Here is a 16,545-nt window from a genome sequence, read left to right on the forward strand (position 1 = left end):
AGGCCGAAGATGGGTCGGCCCGCTGCTTTCCCTATGGGTTGTCCCGCCGCGGCATAAAATGATCGAGCAAACCCGTCGGTAGCGGAAAGACGACGGTCGACGACCGTTCGCCCGCGATGTCGTGAAGAGCCGCGAAATAACGCAGCTGCATCGCCTGGGGCTCCTGCGCGAGAATCCGGCCGGCTTCGACGAGCTTTTCAGCAGCCTGCTCCTCGCCCATCGCATTGATCACCTTGGCCCGCCGCAAGCGTTCCGCCTCGGCCTGTTTGGCAATCGCGCGAACCATGGTTTCATTGATATCGACGTCCTTGATCTCTATGCCGGTGACCTTGATGCCCCAGACGTCGGTCTGCTTGTCGAGGATCTCCTGGATGTCGGCGTTCAACCTGTCGCGCTCGGCAAGCATCTCGTCGAGCTCGTGCTTGCCGAGAACCGAGCGCAGCGTGGTCTGGGCAAGCTGGCTGGTGGCGGCCATGTAGTCGCCGACCTTGATGATGGCACGTTCGGGGTCGACGATGCGGAAGTACAGAACGGCGTTGACCTTGACCGACACGTTGTCCCGGGAAATCACGTCCTGCGGCGGCACGACCTGCACCATCACCCGGAGATCGACCTTGACGAGTTGCTGCACGACCGGAATGAGGAGGATGAGGCCCGGTCCTTTCACGCCGGTAAAGCGGCCGAGTGTAAAGACGACGCCACGCTCGTATTCGCGCAGGATTCGAATGGCCTGGGACAGAAACATGACGACAAGCAGCGCAAGCGCCGCATAAGTCAGATATTCCAGCATCATGATGTACCTCCCTCGCCGTTTCGGGCGGGCGTGCGCCGTATCAGCAGCGTCAGGTCGATGACGTTGGCGATTTCGGCCATCTCTCCGGGCTTGAACGTTTCGGCACCGCGCGCCTGCCAGCGCTCACCATGGGCGAAGACATGACCTTCGTTCCCGTTCCAGTCGAGAATCTCCGCGGGCAAGCCTTGCATGGCCTTCGCACCGACCAGTGCAGGAGCCTTGCGGATGCGCCGAAGTGAACCAAGCACGACGAGCGCAAAGCCGCTGAACACGGCCGCAGTGATGCCGATCACCCACCACGACAGCTGGTAGCCAGGCGCCTCGCTCCTGAAAAGCATCAGTGCTCCCAGCACGAAAGCGATGATTCCGCCGAGACCGATCACAACGGTCGGGTTGAAGGCTTCGATGGTGAGAAGCACGAGCCCGACCAGCATCAGGGCGAAGCCGGCATAATTGACCGGCAGCAGATTGAGCGCATAGAGGCCGATCAGCAGGCAGATCGCGCCGACGACTCCCGGAGCGACGGCACCGGGAGACATGAATTCGAAGATCAGGCCGTAGATGCCGATCATCAGGAGAATGAACGCCACGTTCGGATCGGTGATGACCGCCAGGAAGCGGGATATCCGTCCGGGGTCGACGGCTTCAACGACGGCATCCTTCGTCGCGAGCCGTTGCGTCTTGCCGCCTGCAACCTCCACCACACGACCGTCGAGCTGCCTCAGCAATTCAGCCTGATCGCGCGCGACGAGATCGATGGCATGAGCTTCCAGCGCGCCGTTGGCAGAGAGTGTGGCAGCCTCACGGACCGCCTTCTCCCCCCAATCCGCATTGCGGCCGCGCAGCTCCGCAAGGCTGCGGATGAAAGCAACCGCGTCATTGGTCGCCTTCGCCGTCATTGGATCCTTGAGCTGATCCTTGAGCTGATCCTTGGGCTCGCTCTGCTGGTCACCGTCCTTCTTGTCCTTGCCGCCCTTGTCCGGCGCACCGCCCGGCAGACCCGGCAGCGGCCCGCCAATCTGCACCGGCGTCGCGGCACCAATATTGGTGCCTGGCGCCATCGCCGCGATGTGGGTCGCATAGAGGATATAGGTCCCCGCGCTCGCCGCGTGGGCGCCGGAGGGAGCGACATAGCCGATGACAGGGATGGGCGAGGCGAGCACATCCGCGATGATCTCGCGCATGCTGGAATTGAGACCACCGGGCGTGTTCAATCTCAGAAGCACGACCTCGGCGCGCCGTTCGCTCGCCTTGGCCAAAGCTTCCTTCACGTAGCTGGCCGACGCAGGGCCAATCGCCCCGTCGATCGAAACAACCAGGGCAACACGGCCGCTCTCCTCCGCTGAGCTGGGACGGAGGCAGCAGGTCAAAGCCACGACGGTGATCGCCGCAACGAGGGCCGCCTTCATGGTCTGCACGGCAAGGGCTCCCTTGCAGAGGATATGGTGTTCCTCTCGAGAACCTCAATGCTGCGCGTGGAGACCAACGTTGCGATTGTGCAACGCAATGGGAAGGCCATGCAGGATGGCGAGGTGATCGGTTGAGCAGAGGCAGTGGCGGACCATGACGACGGCTGATCCGCCCTGCGCCAGGCGCTGCTACCGTGCCACCCTCACGCCATCGGCTCCGATCGCACCGAACGTGCTCGCGATGATCTCGCTCGTCGGCTGCATGCCGCCGAGCGACCAGTGCGAGGGCTCCTGCTCCTCGATCCTGACCCAGACGTTGCGGCGGAATTCCGGGCTGCCCTGCCCTTCGACCTCGACCATCAGGTCGGTGATCCGTTCGAGCAGCGTCTTCGTCTGCGCGGCGTCCAGGATGCCGCGGACTGTGGAAATGGTGACGTAAGGCATGTCTTTCTCCAATCATGTCGTGTGACGACGCGGCGAATTTGGACCCGGCAGGCCCGGCAAGGCAGTGGCGGATAAGCCAGAGATCGGGCAATTTCCGCCATGCGCGGACGCAGTGATCGGCTAGGATCGTCGCGTCCTGCCGGAGGTCCCATGAAACTCGCAATTCTGGCGCTGGAAGGTTGCATGCACTCGGCGATCGCCGGCATCGCCGACGTCCTGTCGCTCGCCAATCATGTGATGCAGCAAGGCGGTGCAAAATCCCGCTTCGCCTGGCAGACGCTGTCGCTCGACGGCAAGGATGTGCGCGCCGGCGGCGGCCAGATGGTCGCGGTCGACGGCGCCATCGGCAGACGCGGCAGCTTCGACGCGATCCTCGTTCCCGGCAACCTCGTCGACCACGTCACGGCCGCGCGGCTGCAACCGCAATATGCCCGTGCCGGCGCCTGGCTGCGGCAGCAGCATGCGAACGGCCGTCTGATCGGCGCCTTTTGCAGCGGCGTCTTCCTGCTCGCGGGCGCCGGCCTGCTCGACAACCGCCGCGCCACCATCACCTGGTGGCTGCAAGGCGAGCTGCGGCAGCGGCATCCCGCGGTCGACCTCGCAGCCGACGCCGTCATTACAGCGACCGACCGCATCGTCTGCGCGGCCGGACCGATGTCGTGGGTCGACCTCCTGCTCAGGCTGATCGAGATGGTGGATGGGAAGGAGATCGCAAAACTATGCGCGGACTACGTCGTCATCGACACCGCACAGCGCAGCCAATCGATCTTCATGCCCGTCGGCTATCTGCTCTCGCACGACCCGCTGCTGACCAAAGCCGATCTTCTGGTTCGCCGCACCGGCAACAGCCCGATGACGGTCAAGCGCCTCGCCGGTGCACTCGGCCTCAGCGAGCGCACGCTGAACCGCAAGTTTCAGGAGCTTACGCACGAACCGCCGCAAGCCTTCATCATGCGCCGTCGCGTCGAGCATGCGCGCACGCTGCTCGAGACGACGACGCAGCCGGTCAAGACCATCGCCCGCGCCGCCGGCTATGAGGACGAAAGCAGCTTTCGCAAGGCGTTCCGCAAGCTGACTTTGATGTCGCCGCAGGCGTATCGCGCGCGGCGGATGGAGCGGACGGCGTGAGGCTGGCTGCGAATGCCTGCTTCGCGAGCCGCTGAGCGGCCCAGTTGGCGCAGCAGCACAAAATGTCACGATGGGCAGTTGCAGACGAATTATTGCGCCCCGGCGCGGAGATGGGTTGGCCAACCGACACGGACCAACGTTTCATCCGGGTCAGAGATCGCAAATTCGTACATCCCCCACGGCTTGTCTTCGGGTGATTGCTGAAATTCGCGCGCTGCGGCATCAACATTCTCGAGGTAAAGAAAAAGCCCAAAAGGGTTTCTGCCCGGCGTTAGCCATCCCTCGACCGCGTCCGTCAGATGTAGATATCCGCCCTTCCCGTTCGACAGCATGCGATAGGTGTCGGGCTCTCCCGGAGCAGGCCTTTCACTGTCCGGGCGCGCAAAGCCCAGCCGATTGTAGAACCGCTCCGACGCATCAAGGTCATTACACGGCAGGATCGCGACCAAAGCTCCGGAAGGGCTCATTCGTGCACTCCAACGTCATGCAACTATGTTCGTCCGCTCTTCTCAATGTCTGAAAATTTGTCGCCTTTAAGGTGGGAATGCGTCTATCCGGCTATGGCTTGCCGCGCGTTATGAGTCGGCATCCTGGTGTTCCGGCACCTCGCGCCTTCGCGCCGTCAGCCTTCGTTCTGCATCTGACTCCACTTCGTTCTCAAAGAACAAATCAGAGCCGCAAAAATCAGGGCGGACCAATTCCTACTGATTGGTTTATCTCGCTCGAATTTGGAGAGCGCCTTGAATGCATGGCGTAGCCTCCAGCAATCGCCCGCCGTCGCAATGACGGCGGGGTAAGGGTCTGCCCTACGCCGCCGCCTTCTGCCGCGCCACCAGCGCTTCGCCAAAAGCTTCGAACAGCTTGCGGTTGATCGGATTATGCTGCGGGTCGTACTCGGCATGCCATTGCACGCCGAGCGCGAAGGTCGGGGCTTCCGCGATGCGGATCGCCTCGATGGTGCCGTCCTCGGCGATGCCCTCGATCAGCACGCGCTTGCCGGGATCGAGGATACCCTGCCCGTGCAGCGAATTGACCCTGATCCGCTCGCAGCCGAGAATTTTTGCGAAGGCGCCTCCCGGCGTCAGGTCGACGTCGTGACGGTCGGCGAACACCACAGTCGGATCGGGGTGGATCTCGCCGCTCTCGAGTCGCGGCATGCGGTGGTTCATGCGGCCCGGGATCTCGCGGATCTCGGGATGCAGCGAGCCGCCAAAGGCGACGTTCATCTCCTGGAGACCGCGGCAGATGCCGAACAGCGGCACGCCGCGGGAGACGCAGGCCACCGAGAGCGCCAGCGCCACCTCGTCGCGATGGATGTCGTAGGGCTCGTGCTTCTCGCAAGGGTCGACGTTGAAGCGGGTCGGATGCACGTTGGCCCGGGCGCCGGTGAGGATGACGCCGTCGACGGTATCGAGCAGCGCCCCGATGTCGGTGATATCAGGCGAGCCCGCAAACATCACCGGCAAGCCGCCGGAGACCTCGGCCACGGCGCGCAAATTGCGCTCGCCGACCATCTGGACCTGAAATCGATTCTCGACGCGATGGGAATTCCCGATCACGCCGACGACCGGCTTTCTCATCTGCCCTTCCGACCTCCCGCGCTAAGAAGATTCTCCAAACATGCCCCTCGAATGGAACAAATTCAACAGAGGGGATCGCGGGACGGCAATGCTATTTTCGCGCAAATGCGGGTGCCGGCCTGCGGATATGGCGCCCATTTGGCACCCGGCGTTGATCCTTTCGGGCCGGAGACGTCAAATCGGCACCAGGCCGGCACCGGGCCCGGCTTGATCCCCGCTGGAATTTCGCGAAAGAGTGGCCGCCTGCAGCCTCCCGAAAAGGACCCGATGTGACCATTTCCAGAGATGAACGGCCCCGGACCCGCACCGATCTGGCTCTTGATCAGACTTGGGATCAGGCTTGGGCGATCTCGGTCGGCGGCATCGGCGTCGTGCTGTTCACGGCGCTGCTCGCCTTCACCTGGTATTTTGCGGCCACCCTGCTCCTGATCTTCACCGGCATGCTGCTCGGCGTCGGCCTCAACGCGCTGACCAATGCGCTCGGACGGCGCGTTCACCTGCCGCACACAATGCGACTCGCGATCGTCTGCCTCGTCCTTGCGGTGCTGCTCGCAGGCGTTGCCTATCTCGGCGGCGCCACCATCGCCGAGCAGGCCTCGCTGCTCAGCAAGACCATCAAGTCGCAGATCGGCAACGTCCGGTCCTTCCTCGAAAGCCACGGCATCGACACCAGCGTGTTCGATCTCGGCAACGCAACGCCCGCGGCCTCAACCGACGAGGCGCCGGCGCCCGCCCCAAGTCCGAGCGCGCACGGCGGCTTGCCGGGCGCGGGCGCGCTTGCCTCCAGCGGCGGCGCAATCGTGAGCCAGACCTTCAAGCTGCTGTTCGGCGCGATCAGCGCCGTCGGCAACATCTTCATCGTGCTGTTTCTGGGGCTCGCCTTCGCCGCCCAGCCCGCCGTCTATCACGACGGCCTGCTGTTCCTCGCGCCTGCGAAGCATCGCACCCGCGTCGCGCTCATCATCGACCGGACGGCTGAGACGCTGGAGCGCTGGCTGATCGCACAGATTGTCGTGATGATCGCGGTCGGCGTCGTGACCTGGATCGGGCTCGCCATCATCGGCATCCCCGGCTCGTTCATCCTGGGGATCCAGGCCGGCCTGCTCGCCTTCATCCCGACCGTCGGCGCCATCATCGCCGGCGTCGTCGTGGTGCTGGCGAGCCTCGCCTCGGGCTGGATCCCGGCGCTGTCGGCCTTTCTGCTCTTCATGGTCGTCCACGCCATGGAGAGCTACGTGCTGACGCCGCTCCTGCAGCGGCAGGCGCTCGACATCCCGCCGGCCACGCTGTTCGCGTTCCAGATCCTGCTCGGCGTCGTGTTCGGAATCTGGGGCCTCGCGCTGGCGCTCCCGCTGGTCGCCATCGCCAAGGTCATGATCGACCATTTCAAGACGTATGAGGCGGCGCCCCTCGCTGAGGCGGCGTAGAGCATGATCCGGAAAAGTGTGCAGCGGTTTTCCGAAAAGATCATGCTCCAGAAATAACGCCTTACGTGGTCAGCACGGTCTCGGTGTGCTCGACCTCCGGCGGCGCGGCAAAATACTGGCCGACGAGGCCGCGCCATTCGGTGAAATTCTCGGAGCCGCGGAAATCGACGGTGTGGTTCTCCAGCGTCGCCCACTTCACCATCAGCCGGTAGCGCTGCGGCTTCTCGATCGACTTGTGCAGCTCGAAGCCGTGAAAGCCCTTGGACCGGCCGAAAGCAGCCTTGGCCTTGGCGACAGCGGCCTCGAAGTCCTTCTCGCTGCCCGGCTTGACGTCGATTTGCGCGATCTCGGTGATCATCGTTTCCACCCTTTTTGTTCGATGGGCGTGTCTACCGCACCCTGTCCAAAAGAAAAAGGCGCCGAAACGGCGCCCTGGTGGGTCAAAAATGCGGGCGTTCTCAGGCGAACAGCAGAACAGTGCCCGCGACGATCAGCGCACAACCGACGAACAGCGCGAGCGGCCAGTAGCTGCGGCCTTGCGCGTAGCGCCCTTGCGCACGGCGCTCGGTGATCAGCGCCGTCTCGTATTCGTCCGCGGTCGAGAACAGGCAGGCGAAGCCGCCGCGTGCCGAGGCTGCTTGCGCTTCGAGCGACATCAGGGCGGCCTGCGGGTTCTGTCGACGGATCGATTCCATGACCGCAATGGTAGGGATCGAATGGTAAACAGCGGATTACCGCAGGGCCGCCCTCGAGCTCACGCCGTGACCGGACGTGCCTGCGGCGCACCGACCCGCGCTGCGCTCTGGCGACGCCAGTTCTCCAGCGACAGCGGCAGCTCCTCCGCCGCCTCGACGCGGTTACGGCCGCCGCGCTTGGCCTGGTAGAGCGCGGTGTCGGCCGAGGCCAGCAACACCTCGAGCTCGGTGCCGGCCGGACCGCCGGCGACGCCGATGCTGACGGTGGTGTCGACCGGGCCTTCGTCGACCACGACGCCGGAGGTCTCGAACGCCTCGCGCACGCGCTCGGCCACCAGCACACCCTCCTCCAGCGAACACGGCAGGAGTGCCGCGAACTCCTCGCCGCCGATGCGGCCCGAGAGGTCGGAGATGCGCAAATTGTTGACGACGACGGTCGAGAACAGTCTCAGCATCTCGTCGCCGGCGGGATGGCCGAAGCGGTCGTTGATCGACTTGAAGTGGTCGATGTCGAAGATCATCACGGTGACGGGCCGTCCAGCCTTGGCCTCGCGATCGATCACGCGGCCGCAGGCTTCCGAGAAGCCGCGGCGGTTGAGCATGCCGGTCAGCGGATCGGTCGACGCCGCGGTCCGGTGCGCGGTGACGGTGCGCTCGGACACCAGCATGAAGATCACGAACACGGTGCCGACGGCATAGAGCACGAGCTCGACCGCGAACACGGTGACCCAGATGCTCGAGGAGAAGCCGGCATCGTGTGGGCGCAGGAAGCTGCCGATCAGGATCGGCAGCATCAGCACGCAGCCATGCATCACCGGCACGACGAAGGCCGGCCAGCGCCGTTGCAGGCTCTTGCGCCGCTCGACCCAGAGCTCGCTCGCCGTCACCGCCGCGTAGACCGAGACGATGCCGGCGCCGATGATCATGCGCAGCATGGACGCAGTGGGATCGAGCAGCGTCACGGCGGCGACCCAGGCGAGCGCGCCGAGCACGAGGCCCGGCCAGTTCGGCTTGCGCCCGTGGAAGACGCGCGCCGCATTCCACACCATGCCGCAGGCCACGAAGCCGACGGCATTTAACGCCAGATAGAGATGCGGCCCCAGCCTCTCGCCGGCCGCCGTCCACAGCGCGACGGAGGCGGCACCGAGCAGATAGGCGGTGCCCCACCATTTCAGCGCAGGACTGTTCTCCTGCTTGCCAAAGAACACCATCATGGCGCCGAGCAGTGCGGCAACCATGGTGGCAACCAAATAGAGCGTGATGCTATCGAGCGACATCATGTCGGCCCCCTTGAAAACATAGCAGTTACGCGATCGGCACATCCGATTTGCGCGCCCTTCCGATTGCGACGCTAGGTTCCCGCGGGTTCCATTCAGGTTTTCGCGCGGCCGCAAGTTTTCCGGAAACTCGTCGTCAATTTGCATACAAACGAACAATAAAAAGGGCGCTGAAAATCAGCGCCCTTTTGCATCTCATTGAAGCCGCTTTCGCGGCGAATGCGACCGAAGCGATTAACGCTTCGAGAACTGGAAGGACCGGCGGGCCTTGGCCTTGCCGTACTTCTTGCGCTCGACCACGCGCGAGTCGCGGGTGAGGAAGCCGCCCTTCTTGAGCACAGTGCGCAGCTCCGGCTCGAAATAGGTGAGCGCCTTGGAGATGCCGTGACGGACCGCGCCGGCCTGGCCGGACAGACCGCCGCCGGCGACGGTGCAGATCACGTCGTACTGGCCCGAACGCTGAGCCACCGAGAACGGCTGCTCGATCATCATGCGCAGCACGGGACGGGCGAAATAGACCTCGACCTCGCGCGAGTTGACGGTGACCTTGCCGGCGCCCGGCTTGATCCACACGCGGGCGACCGCGTCCTTGCGCTTGCCGGTGGCATAGGCGCGGTTGAACTTGTCGACCTTCTTCTCGTGCTTGGGCGCCTCGGGCGCCGCCGCCGTCTTGAGCTGCGAGAGCTGGTCGAGCGACTGGATGGATTCGGCCATGTTATGCGGCCCTCGTGTTCTTGCGGTTCAACTTGGCGATATCGATCTTCTCGGGCTGCTGCGCCTCGTGCGGATGATCGGCGCCGCCATAGACACGGAGGTTGCCCATCTGCACGCGGCCGAGCGGACCACGCGGGATCATGCGCTCGACGGCCTTCTCGAGCACGCGCTCGGGATGACGGCCCTCGAGGATCTGGCGCGCGGTGCGCTCCTTGACGTGGCCGACATAGCCGGTGTGCTTGTAGTAGGTCTTCTGCTCGCGCTTGCGACCGGTGAGGACCGCATGCTGCGCGTTGATGATGATGACGTTGTCGCCGCAATCAACGTGCGGGGTGTAGGTCGGGAGGTGCTTGCCGCGCAGGCGCATGGCGACGATGGTGGCGAGACGGCCGACGACCAGACCCTTGGCGTCGATCAGCACCCACTTCTTCGTCACCTCGGCCGGCTTTGCCGAAAAGGTTTTCATGTCAGAATTTCCGTGAGGGAGACATCGGCGCGAACACCGCACCGGACTGCGCGGTTTTCTAGAGAAGAGAGGCGCAACGGTCAATGCCCACAGATGTGAATTATATACGTAAAATCAATGGCTTAAAAATAAGGTGCTATATTACCTGCAAAAAGCTCAAACATTTGGAATGGAATAGGTCGAGGTGACATGGGCGATCGGATCGGGTGAGGTTCCGGACAAGAGGTTCACCTCTCCGACCGCCAGACGCTTGCCGAGCTTGAGCAGCCGCGCCTCGGCCAGCACATCCTGCCCGGGCTGGCCCTTGCGCAGGAAATTGATGTTGAGATTGGTGGTGACCGCGAGCCCGATCGGGCCGATCGCGGACAGCAGCACCACATACATCGCGAAATCGGCCAGCGCCATCAGCGTCGGGCCCGACACGGTTCCACCCGGCCGCAGCATCCTTTCGCTGTAGCGCTGGCGCAAAAGGCTGGTCTGGCCGTCTGCGCTCTCGATCGTGATGTCGTCGCCACTGAAGGCCTGGGGAAATTCCTCGCGGAGAAACTGCTCGAGCTCCGCCACGCTCATTTTCGCTAACGCCATGCCGTTCCCCACCCTCGCTTCACGTTGCCTGTTACATTAAGTTATCTGCGTCATCCAACTGCAATATCCCAAGCGGAATCTTCCATGTCCGTCCAGCCCGCCCGCACCCCCTCCCCGGAACCGCCGATCCTGCTGCGGGAGATCGTCGGCACCGTCGCCGTGCTCACGCTGAACCGCCCCGCCGCGCGCAACAGCCTGTCGGAGGCCATGATCGGCCAGCTGCATGCGAGCTTCAACGCGATTGCCGAGGACAAACGCATCCGCGCCGCCGTCATCGCCGCCAACGGCCCGGCCTTCTCTGCCGGCCACGACATGAAGGAACTGACCGCGCGCCGAACCGACCCGGACCGTGGCCGTGCCTTCTTCGCCGAGATGATGAATGCCTGCAGCGCGATGATGCAGGCGATTGTGCGTCTGCCGAAGCCCGTGGTCGCCGCCGTCCAGGGCATCGCGACGGCCGCCGGCTGCCAGCTCGTCGCCAGCTGCGACCTCGCGATCGCCTCGGACGCCGCGAGCTTCGCCACCCCGGGCGTCGACATCGGTCTGTTCTGCTCGACGCCGATGGTGGCCCTGTCGCGCAACGTGCCGCGCAAGCAGGCGATGGAGATGCTGCTGACGGGCGAGCCCATCCCGGCCGCGCGCGCCCGCGAGATCGGGCTCATCAATAGCGTCGTTCCCGCCGGCACCGAACGCGATGCGGCGATTGCGCTCGCCGAAAAGGTCGCATTGAAATCCGCCTACACCGTGAAGCTCGGCAAGGAAGCGTTCTACCGCCAGGCCGAGATGAGCCTTGCGGATGCCTATCGTTATGCCGCAGAGGTGATGACCGAGAACATGATGGCGCGCGACGCCGAGGAAGGCATCGGCGCCTTCATCGAGAAGCGCACGCCGACATGGCGGGATGAGTGATGGGCGGCGTCATCGCTGCTCAACCCCATATCGTCATTCCGGGGCGGCTCGCAGAGCCGAACCCGGAATCTCGAGATTCCGGGTTCGCGCTCTCGCGCGCCCCGGAATGACGGAAAGAAAAAGATGAACCACGACGCCTATCCCGACAATTACATCCGCGGCATCCTCAACAGCGTGAAGTCGATCGCGATGGTCGGCGCCTCGCCGGTCAACGTGCGGCCGAGCTATTTCGCGTTCAAATATCTGGCGCAGCGCGGCTACGACATGATCCCGATCAATCCCGGCCATGTCGGCAAGGAGCTGCTCGGAAAGCCGTTCGTTGCCTCGCTGTCGGATATCGGCCGTCCCGTCGACATGATCGACATCTTTCGCAACTCCAGCCACATCATGCCTGTCGTCGAAGAGGCGCTCACGCTCGATCCGCTGCCGAAGGTGATCTGGATGCAGCTCGGCGCACGCGACGATGTGGCGGCGGCGAAGGCGGAGTCGGTCGGTATCAAGGTGGTCATGAACCGCTGTCCCAAGATCGAATATGGCCGCCTGTCGTCCGAAATATCCTGGATGGGCGTGAATTCGCGCACGCTCAGTTCCAAGCGCGCGCCGGTACCGACACAAGGCATGCGGCTATCCCTCAATCGGATGAGCGTCGGCGGCGGCACTACCGCGGCGTCGGATCGCGCCGCAAAAAACAAGACCGAGCAAAGCTGACGCAATAAATTTCCACTGCGCGAACGTGACAATCGTAGCGCGGTGATGTGAAGCGGCGGCTTGACGGCAGCCGCGGCGCCCATCAGCATGCCGCGCGATTTCAGACCACAAGAACAGGACGCCCTCAATGAGCGATCGCCTTCCGGGATTTTCAACCCTCGCCGTGCATGCCGGTGCACAGCCCGATCCGACCACCGGCGCGCGCGCGACCCCGATTTATCAAACGACCTCATTTGTTTTCAATGACGCCGATCACGCCGCCTCGCTGTTCGGTTTGCAGGCGTTCGGCAACATCTACACCCGCATCGGCAACCCGACCAATGCCGTGCTGGAAGAGCGCGTCGCCGCGCTCGAAGGCGGCACCGCTGCGCTTGCCGTTGCTTCGGGCCACGCCGCGCAGGTCGTGATCCTGCAGCAACTGCTCCAGCCCGGCGACGAATTCATCGCCGCACGAAAGCTCTATGGCGGCTCGATCAACCAGTTCACGCACGCGTTCAAGAGTTTTGGCTGGAACGTGGTGTGGGCCGATCCCGATGACATCGCAAGCTTCGAGCGCGCGGTGACGCCGCGCACCAAGGCGATCTTCATCGAATCCATCGCCAATCCCGGCGGCAGCATCACCGACATCGAGGCGATCTCGACGGTGGCGCGCAAGGCCGGCGTGCCGCTGATCGTCGACAACACGCTGGCCTCGCCCTACCTGATCCGCCCGATCGACCACGGCGCCGACATCGTCGTGCACTCGCTGACGAAATTTTTGGGCGGCCACGGCAACTCGCTCGGCGGCATCATCGTCGATGCCGGCACCTTCGACTGGTCGACGGGGGGCAAATATCCGATGCTGTCGGAGCCGCGGCCGGAATATCACGGCATCCGCCTGCAGGAGACCTTTGGCAATTTCGCCTTCGCGATCGCCTGCCGCGTGCTGGGCTTGCGCGACCTCGGCCCCGCGCTCTCGCCCTTCAACGCCTTCATGATCCTCACCGGCATCGAGACGCTGCCGCTGCGCATGCAGAAGCACTGCGACAACGCCAGGGCGGTCGCCGAATTCCTCGCCGGCCATCCGGCGGTGGCCTCGGTGAGCTATGCGGGGCTGCCGAGCGACAAGTACAACCAACTCGCGCGAAAATATGCACCGAAGGGCGCCGGCGCGGTGTTCACCTTCAGCCTGAAGGGCGGCTATGACGCCGGTGTCAGCCTGGTGTCGAAGCTGCAGCTGTTCTCGCACCTCGCCAATGTCGGCGACACCCGCTCGCTGGTGATCCACCCGGCCTCGACCACGCACAGCCAGCTCGACGACGCCGCCAAGGTGAAGTCCGGCGCCGGCCCCGACGTGGTGCGGCTCTCGATCGGCATCGAGGACAAGGAAGACCTGATCGCGGATCTGGAACAGGCGCTGGGGGCGTAATCACTGTCGTTCCGGGATGGTCCGAAGGACCAGACCCGGAATCTCGAGATTCCGGGTTCGGCTCTACGAGCCGCCCCGGAATGACGGCGGCCGTTTCAGCCGCCGCCAGTTAACAGTCATTAACCATATCTGCCGCATACATCGTCCCTGGATCGCCCCTTTGATTCGGAGCCGACGATGCTGCGCTGGATGGTGCCTGCCCTTGCGGCGATGCTGACGGTTTCAAGCGCGCTCGCCGCCGATCTGCCGGCGACGGCGAGGCGGCGTGCTGTCGTGCCGCCGCAGGACCCGCCACAGGTCTATGTCGAGACCGATCCGGATGCGCTGATCTCGCCGGCCTATGGCATCGGCAGCTACATCCGCAACCTGCCGGGCACGCCGCTCCTGCCCGGCTCCAGCACCTTGCCGGGCTACTACGGCCGCCCCTGGAGCTACGATTATCAGGGCCCGTATTACGGCGGGAAGCAGGTCGATTATTTCTGGCGTCTGCCCTACGCGTGCGGCGTCTACGGCTATTGTTGATCAACCGGGCTGGCTGACAGGAACCGCGCGCGGCTGCGCTTGCGCGGAGTGTCGTGAGGCCAGCCGCTCTACCTGCATCACCGCAAGCGTCAGCACCACGATCGCCACAGCCTGGTGCGAAAGCGCAAGGCCGATCGGCACCTGGTTGAGCAGCGTGAGGATCCCGAGCACCGCCTGCAGGCTGACCGCGGCGAACAGCCAGAGCGCGCCACCGGCCGCCGTGCCCGCGCGCGAGCGCACCGCATCGAACGCATGCAGCGCCGCCAGCATGAACAGCGCATAGGCCGTCATGCGGTGCTCGAACTGCACGGTCAGCACATTGTCGAACATGTTGCGCCACCACGGCGTCTCGAACCACAGCCGCTCGACTGAGGGAATGAACGCGCCGTCGATCTCAGGCCAGGTGTTGTAGGCGCGCCCGGCGCGCAGACCCGCGACCAGCGCACCGAAATAGATCTGCACCAAGGTCACGGCGAGCAGCAGCGCGCTGGTGAAGCGCAACCGCGCAGATGCTGCGATCGGCGGCCGCTCCTTTAGCCGCCGCACCGTCCAGACGATGCCGGCGAAGATCAGCAGCGCGAGCACCAGATGCGTCGCCAGCCGATATTGCGAGACCTCGACCCGCTCCGTCAGGCCCGAGGCCACCATCCACCAGCCGACCGCGCCCTGGAGCCCGCCGAGCGCGAACAGCAGCCACAACCTGCGCTTCAACTCACCCGACAGGCCGCCGCGCCAGAGGAAGAACAGGAACGGCAGGAGATAGGCGACGCCGATGAAGCGGCCGAGCAGCCGGTGGCTCCATTCCCACCAGAAGATCTCCTTGAACTCGGACAGGCTCATGCCTGAGTTGAGCTCGCGGTATTGCGGGATCTTCTTGTAGGCCTCGAACGCCTCGGTCCACTGCGCCTCCGAGAGCGGCGGCACGCTGCCCGTGACCGGCTTCCACTCGACAATCGACAGGCCGGATTCCGTCAGCCGCGTCGCCCCGCCGACCAGCACCATCAGCGCGATCAGCGCGGCCACGGAGATCAGCCACCAGCGCACGGCGCGGTGCGGCTCGGACGGGGTGGAAATCATCGTCATTTCAAGGACAAAACCAAGCCTGTGCCTAAGAGACTTGAACCGGACTGCGTGCCCCTTATAGTCCCCCGCTCCCGCAGCGCAAGTTACGCGAAAGCCGCAATAGTCCGCCATGACGATCCGCACCCGCAAGTTCCTCGGCGCCATCCTGCTCCTGGTGCTGGCCACCGTCTGGGCCCTGCTCGGCATGGCGGCGGCGCAGATGCCGTGGATCGCCGAGTCCGGCTGGCGGCAGGCGATCTACTACGTCGTGGTCGGCATGGGCTGGGTGCTGCCGGCGATGCCGATCGTGAGCTGGATGCAGCGGCCCGACCGCGTCAAGTCTGGCTCGTAGCGCTGCCGGTCGGCCTCACCGGGGCGAAGGCGACGCCTGACACCAGCACGCGCAGCATCCGAAGCGAGCGCACCCGCCCGTCCCAGGAAATCCGCGGCAGCGCCCGCAGATTGGTGCGCCCTTCGGCCTCCACGATGCCCGGGATCGTCGAGACCGCGCTGGCGAAGCCCGCCTCCTCCGCCATCACGACGTGACTGCGCCGGAACGAGGCGCGGTCGCCGAACGGAAACGCGAGATGCCGGATCTCGCGGCCAAAGGCCGCTTCCGCGACCGCCTTGCCCATCGTCATCTCGCGCAGCGCGGCGGCATCCTTCATATTGGCGAGAACGGGATAGTTCACGGTCGCGCTGCCGATCGTGACGAGCGGGTCGGCAGCCAGCTTCGTCAGATCCTCCCAATCCATCGACGCCTCACGCGAGAGCGCGGCAAGATCAATCCGGTAACGCGCGCAGAGATCGGCGATCGCGGCCGACAGTTCCGCCGGTGGCAACGAGCGCAGCCAGCCTTCGAGGAACGAGAACAGCTGCTGCTTGTCGGCCGTGCCCGTCACGACGAAGCGCTGCTCCCTGTCGCCCATCATCAGGCTGATGCGGCTCTCGCGCGCGATCACCCGCTCGAGCCCGAGCCACCAGGCTTCACCGACGCCATCGGGAAACGCGGTGGGCACATAGATCGTGAAGGGAACGGCGTGGCGTGCCAGTACCGGATAGGCGAAGCTGATGAGGTCCTTGGGCGCGCCGTCGAAGGTGAGCGCCACGAAGCGCCGCCTCTCCGGCAGCGTCACGGCGCGTCGGCAGACCTCGTCCATGCCGAGAAAATCATACTTCCACCGCTTCAGCGCGCGGATGGCGCGGTCGAGGAATTGCGGCGTGATCTCGTGCTCGCGCAGCGGCTGAAATCCGCCGCGCCGCCGCGGCCGCACATGCGCAAAGCGCAGGATGGCGCCGGCGCCACGACTGCGTAGCGCAGCCTGGCCGGTGAACCAGCTCAGCTCAAGGCGCAGCCGTTCCAGCCATCTGTCGTCGGATGCCAATATCCCACCTTCGCGCTCGCCGGCGGCCCGTTC

At 64.6% G+C, this 16,545-nt stretch carries 20 protein-coding genes; 7 read left to right on the plus strand and 13 right to left on the minus strand.

What is annotated here, in order from left to right:
• Positions 1 to 31: 31 nt before the first annotated feature.
• From ACVJ19_RS32265 to ACVJ19_RS32275, 3 genes are all read right to left on the minus strand, one after another.
• Entirely contained in the window at positions 32 to 793 is a 762-nt protein-coding gene (locus ACVJ19_RS32265; RefSeq protein ID WP_453953164.1) for a slipin family protein, read from the minus strand.
• A complete protein-coding gene (locus ACVJ19_RS32270; RefSeq protein WP_453953165.1) occupies positions 790 to 2,211 on the minus strand; it encodes an NfeD family protein in 1,422 nt (473 codons plus the stop codon). The genes ACVJ19_RS32265 and ACVJ19_RS32270 overlap by 4 nt, the downstream gene beginning before the upstream one ends.
• A 180-nt stretch (positions 2,212 to 2,391) precedes the next feature.
• Positions 2,392 to 2,646, minus strand: a complete 255-nt coding sequence (locus ACVJ19_RS32275) for a tautomerase family protein (RefSeq protein WP_453953166.1) — start codon at positions 2,644 to 2,646, stop codon at positions 2,392 to 2,394.
• Between the two features lie 150 nt (positions 2,647 to 2,796).
• On the opposite strand from ACVJ19_RS32275, the gene ACVJ19_RS32280 reads away from it, so the two are divergent.
• Positions 2,797 to 3,774 carry a GlxA family transcriptional regulator gene (locus tag ACVJ19_RS32280; protein ID WP_453953167.1) on the plus strand — a complete coding sequence of 326 codons (978 nt, stop codon included), beginning with the start codon at positions 2,797 to 2,799 and terminating at the stop codon, positions 3,772 to 3,774.
• An 89-nt stretch (positions 3,775 to 3,863) separates the two neighbouring features.
• Here ACVJ19_RS32280 and ACVJ19_RS32285 read toward each other — a convergent pair whose 3' ends face one another.
• The gene (locus ACVJ19_RS32285; protein WP_453953168.1) at positions 3,864 to 4,241 is read right to left on the minus strand and encodes a VOC family protein; all 378 of its coding nucleotides are present in this window, start codon (positions 4,239 to 4,241) and stop codon (positions 3,864 to 3,866) included.
• Between the two features lie 339 nt (positions 4,242 to 4,580).
• A complete protein-coding gene (locus ACVJ19_RS32290; RefSeq protein WP_453953170.1) occupies positions 4,581 to 5,354 on the minus strand; it encodes a gamma-glutamyl-gamma-aminobutyrate hydrolase family protein in 774 nt (257 codons plus the stop codon).
• A 269-nt stretch (positions 5,355 to 5,623) separates the two neighbouring features.
• Here ACVJ19_RS32290 and ACVJ19_RS32295 point away from each other — a divergent pair, with 269 nt between their 5' ends.
• Positions 5,624 to 6,781 carry an AI-2E family transporter gene (locus ACVJ19_RS32295; protein ID WP_453953171.1) on the plus strand — a complete coding sequence of 386 codons (1,158 nt, stop codon included), beginning with the start codon at positions 5,624 to 5,626 and terminating at the stop codon, positions 6,779 to 6,781.
• A 61-nt stretch (positions 6,782 to 6,842) separates the two neighbouring features.
• On the opposite strand, the gene ACVJ19_RS32300 is transcribed toward ACVJ19_RS32295, so the two are convergent.
• From ACVJ19_RS32300 to ACVJ19_RS32325, 6 genes are all read right to left on the minus strand, one after another.
• Positions 6,843 to 7,139, minus strand: coding sequence for an antibiotic biosynthesis monooxygenase family protein (locus tag ACVJ19_RS32300; RefSeq protein WP_025036647.1), 297 nt, complete (start codon positions 7,137 to 7,139; stop codon positions 6,843 to 6,845).
• A 100-nt stretch (positions 7,140 to 7,239) separates the two neighbouring features.
• Positions 7,240 to 7,476 carry a hypothetical protein gene (locus ACVJ19_RS32305; RefSeq protein WP_453953172.1) on the minus strand — a complete coding sequence of 79 codons (237 nt, stop codon included), beginning with the start codon at positions 7,474 to 7,476 and terminating at the stop codon, positions 7,240 to 7,242.
• 59 nt (positions 7,477 to 7,535) lie between these two features.
• Positions 7,536 to 8,756, minus strand: coding sequence for a diguanylate cyclase (locus ACVJ19_RS32310; RefSeq protein WP_453953173.1), 1,221 nt, complete (start codon positions 8,754 to 8,756; stop codon positions 7,536 to 7,538).
• 231 nt (positions 8,757 to 8,987) lie between these two features.
• Positions 8,988 to 9,467 (minus strand): 30S ribosomal protein S9, encoded by a 480-nt coding sequence (rpsI, locus tag ACVJ19_RS32315; RefSeq protein ID WP_211411555.1) that lies wholly within the window; start codon positions 9,465 to 9,467, stop codon positions 8,988 to 8,990.
• 1 nt (position 9,468) lies between these two features.
• Positions 9,469 to 9,933: a 50S ribosomal protein L13 gene (gene rplM / locus ACVJ19_RS32320; RefSeq protein WP_018642440.1), complete on the minus strand. Its 465-nt coding sequence runs from the start codon at positions 9,931 to 9,933 to the stop codon at positions 9,469 to 9,471.
• Positions 9,934 to 10,089: 156 nt separating this feature from the next.
• Positions 10,090 to 10,518: a PaaI family thioesterase gene (locus ACVJ19_RS32325; RefSeq protein WP_453953174.1), complete on the minus strand. Its 429-nt coding sequence runs from the start codon at positions 10,516 to 10,518 to the stop codon at positions 10,090 to 10,092.
• 84 nt (positions 10,519 to 10,602) lie between these two features.
• Here ACVJ19_RS32325 and ACVJ19_RS32330 point away from each other — a divergent pair, with 84 nt between their 5' ends.
• The 4 genes from ACVJ19_RS32330 (at position 10,603) to ACVJ19_RS32345 (ending at position 14,065) form a co-directional block, all read left to right on the plus strand.
• Positions 10,603 to 11,427 (plus strand): enoyl-CoA hydratase, encoded by an 825-nt coding sequence (locus tag ACVJ19_RS32330; protein WP_453953175.1) that lies wholly within the window; start codon positions 10,603 to 10,605, stop codon positions 11,425 to 11,427.
• Between the two features lie 123 nt (positions 11,428 to 11,550).
• Positions 11,551 to 12,135, plus strand: a complete 585-nt coding sequence (locus ACVJ19_RS32335) for a CoA-binding protein (protein ID WP_453953176.1) — start codon at positions 11,551 to 11,553, stop codon at positions 12,133 to 12,135.
• A 127-nt stretch (positions 12,136 to 12,262) separates the two neighbouring features.
• The gene (locus ACVJ19_RS32340) at positions 12,263 to 13,543 is read left to right on the plus strand and encodes an O-acetylhomoserine aminocarboxypropyltransferase (RefSeq protein ID WP_453953177.1); all 1,281 of its coding nucleotides are present in this window, start codon (positions 12,263 to 12,265) and stop codon (positions 13,541 to 13,543) included.
• 177 nt (positions 13,544 to 13,720) lie between these two features.
• Positions 13,721 to 14,065, plus strand: coding sequence for a hypothetical protein (locus ACVJ19_RS32345; RefSeq protein WP_456739476.1), 345 nt, complete (start codon positions 13,721 to 13,723; stop codon positions 14,063 to 14,065).
• On the opposite strand, the gene ACVJ19_RS32350 is transcribed toward ACVJ19_RS32345, so the two are convergent.
• Complete coding sequence (locus ACVJ19_RS32350; protein ID WP_453953178.1) at positions 14,066 to 15,148, minus strand: COX15/CtaA family protein; 1,083 nt, start codon at positions 15,146 to 15,148, stop codon at positions 14,066 to 14,068. It lies immediately after the preceding gene.
• A gap of 109 nt (positions 15,149 to 15,257) precedes the next feature.
• On the opposite strand from ACVJ19_RS32350, the gene ACVJ19_RS32355 reads away from it, so the two are divergent.
• Positions 15,258 to 15,479 (plus strand): DUF2842 domain-containing protein, encoded by a 222-nt coding sequence (locus ACVJ19_RS32355; protein WP_018320088.1) that lies wholly within the window; start codon positions 15,258 to 15,260, stop codon positions 15,477 to 15,479.
• Here ACVJ19_RS32355 and ACVJ19_RS32360 read toward each other — a convergent pair.
• Complete coding sequence (locus tag ACVJ19_RS32360; RefSeq protein WP_453953179.1) at positions 15,463 to 16,512, minus strand: polysaccharide deacetylase family protein; 1,050 nt, start codon at positions 16,510 to 16,512, stop codon at positions 15,463 to 15,465. The two genes, ACVJ19_RS32355 and ACVJ19_RS32360, sit on opposite strands and share 17 nt — an antisense overlap.
• Positions 16,513 to 16,545: the final 33 nt, after the last annotated feature.

This window comes from Bradyrhizobium sp. USDA 376 (assembly GCF_054063675.1).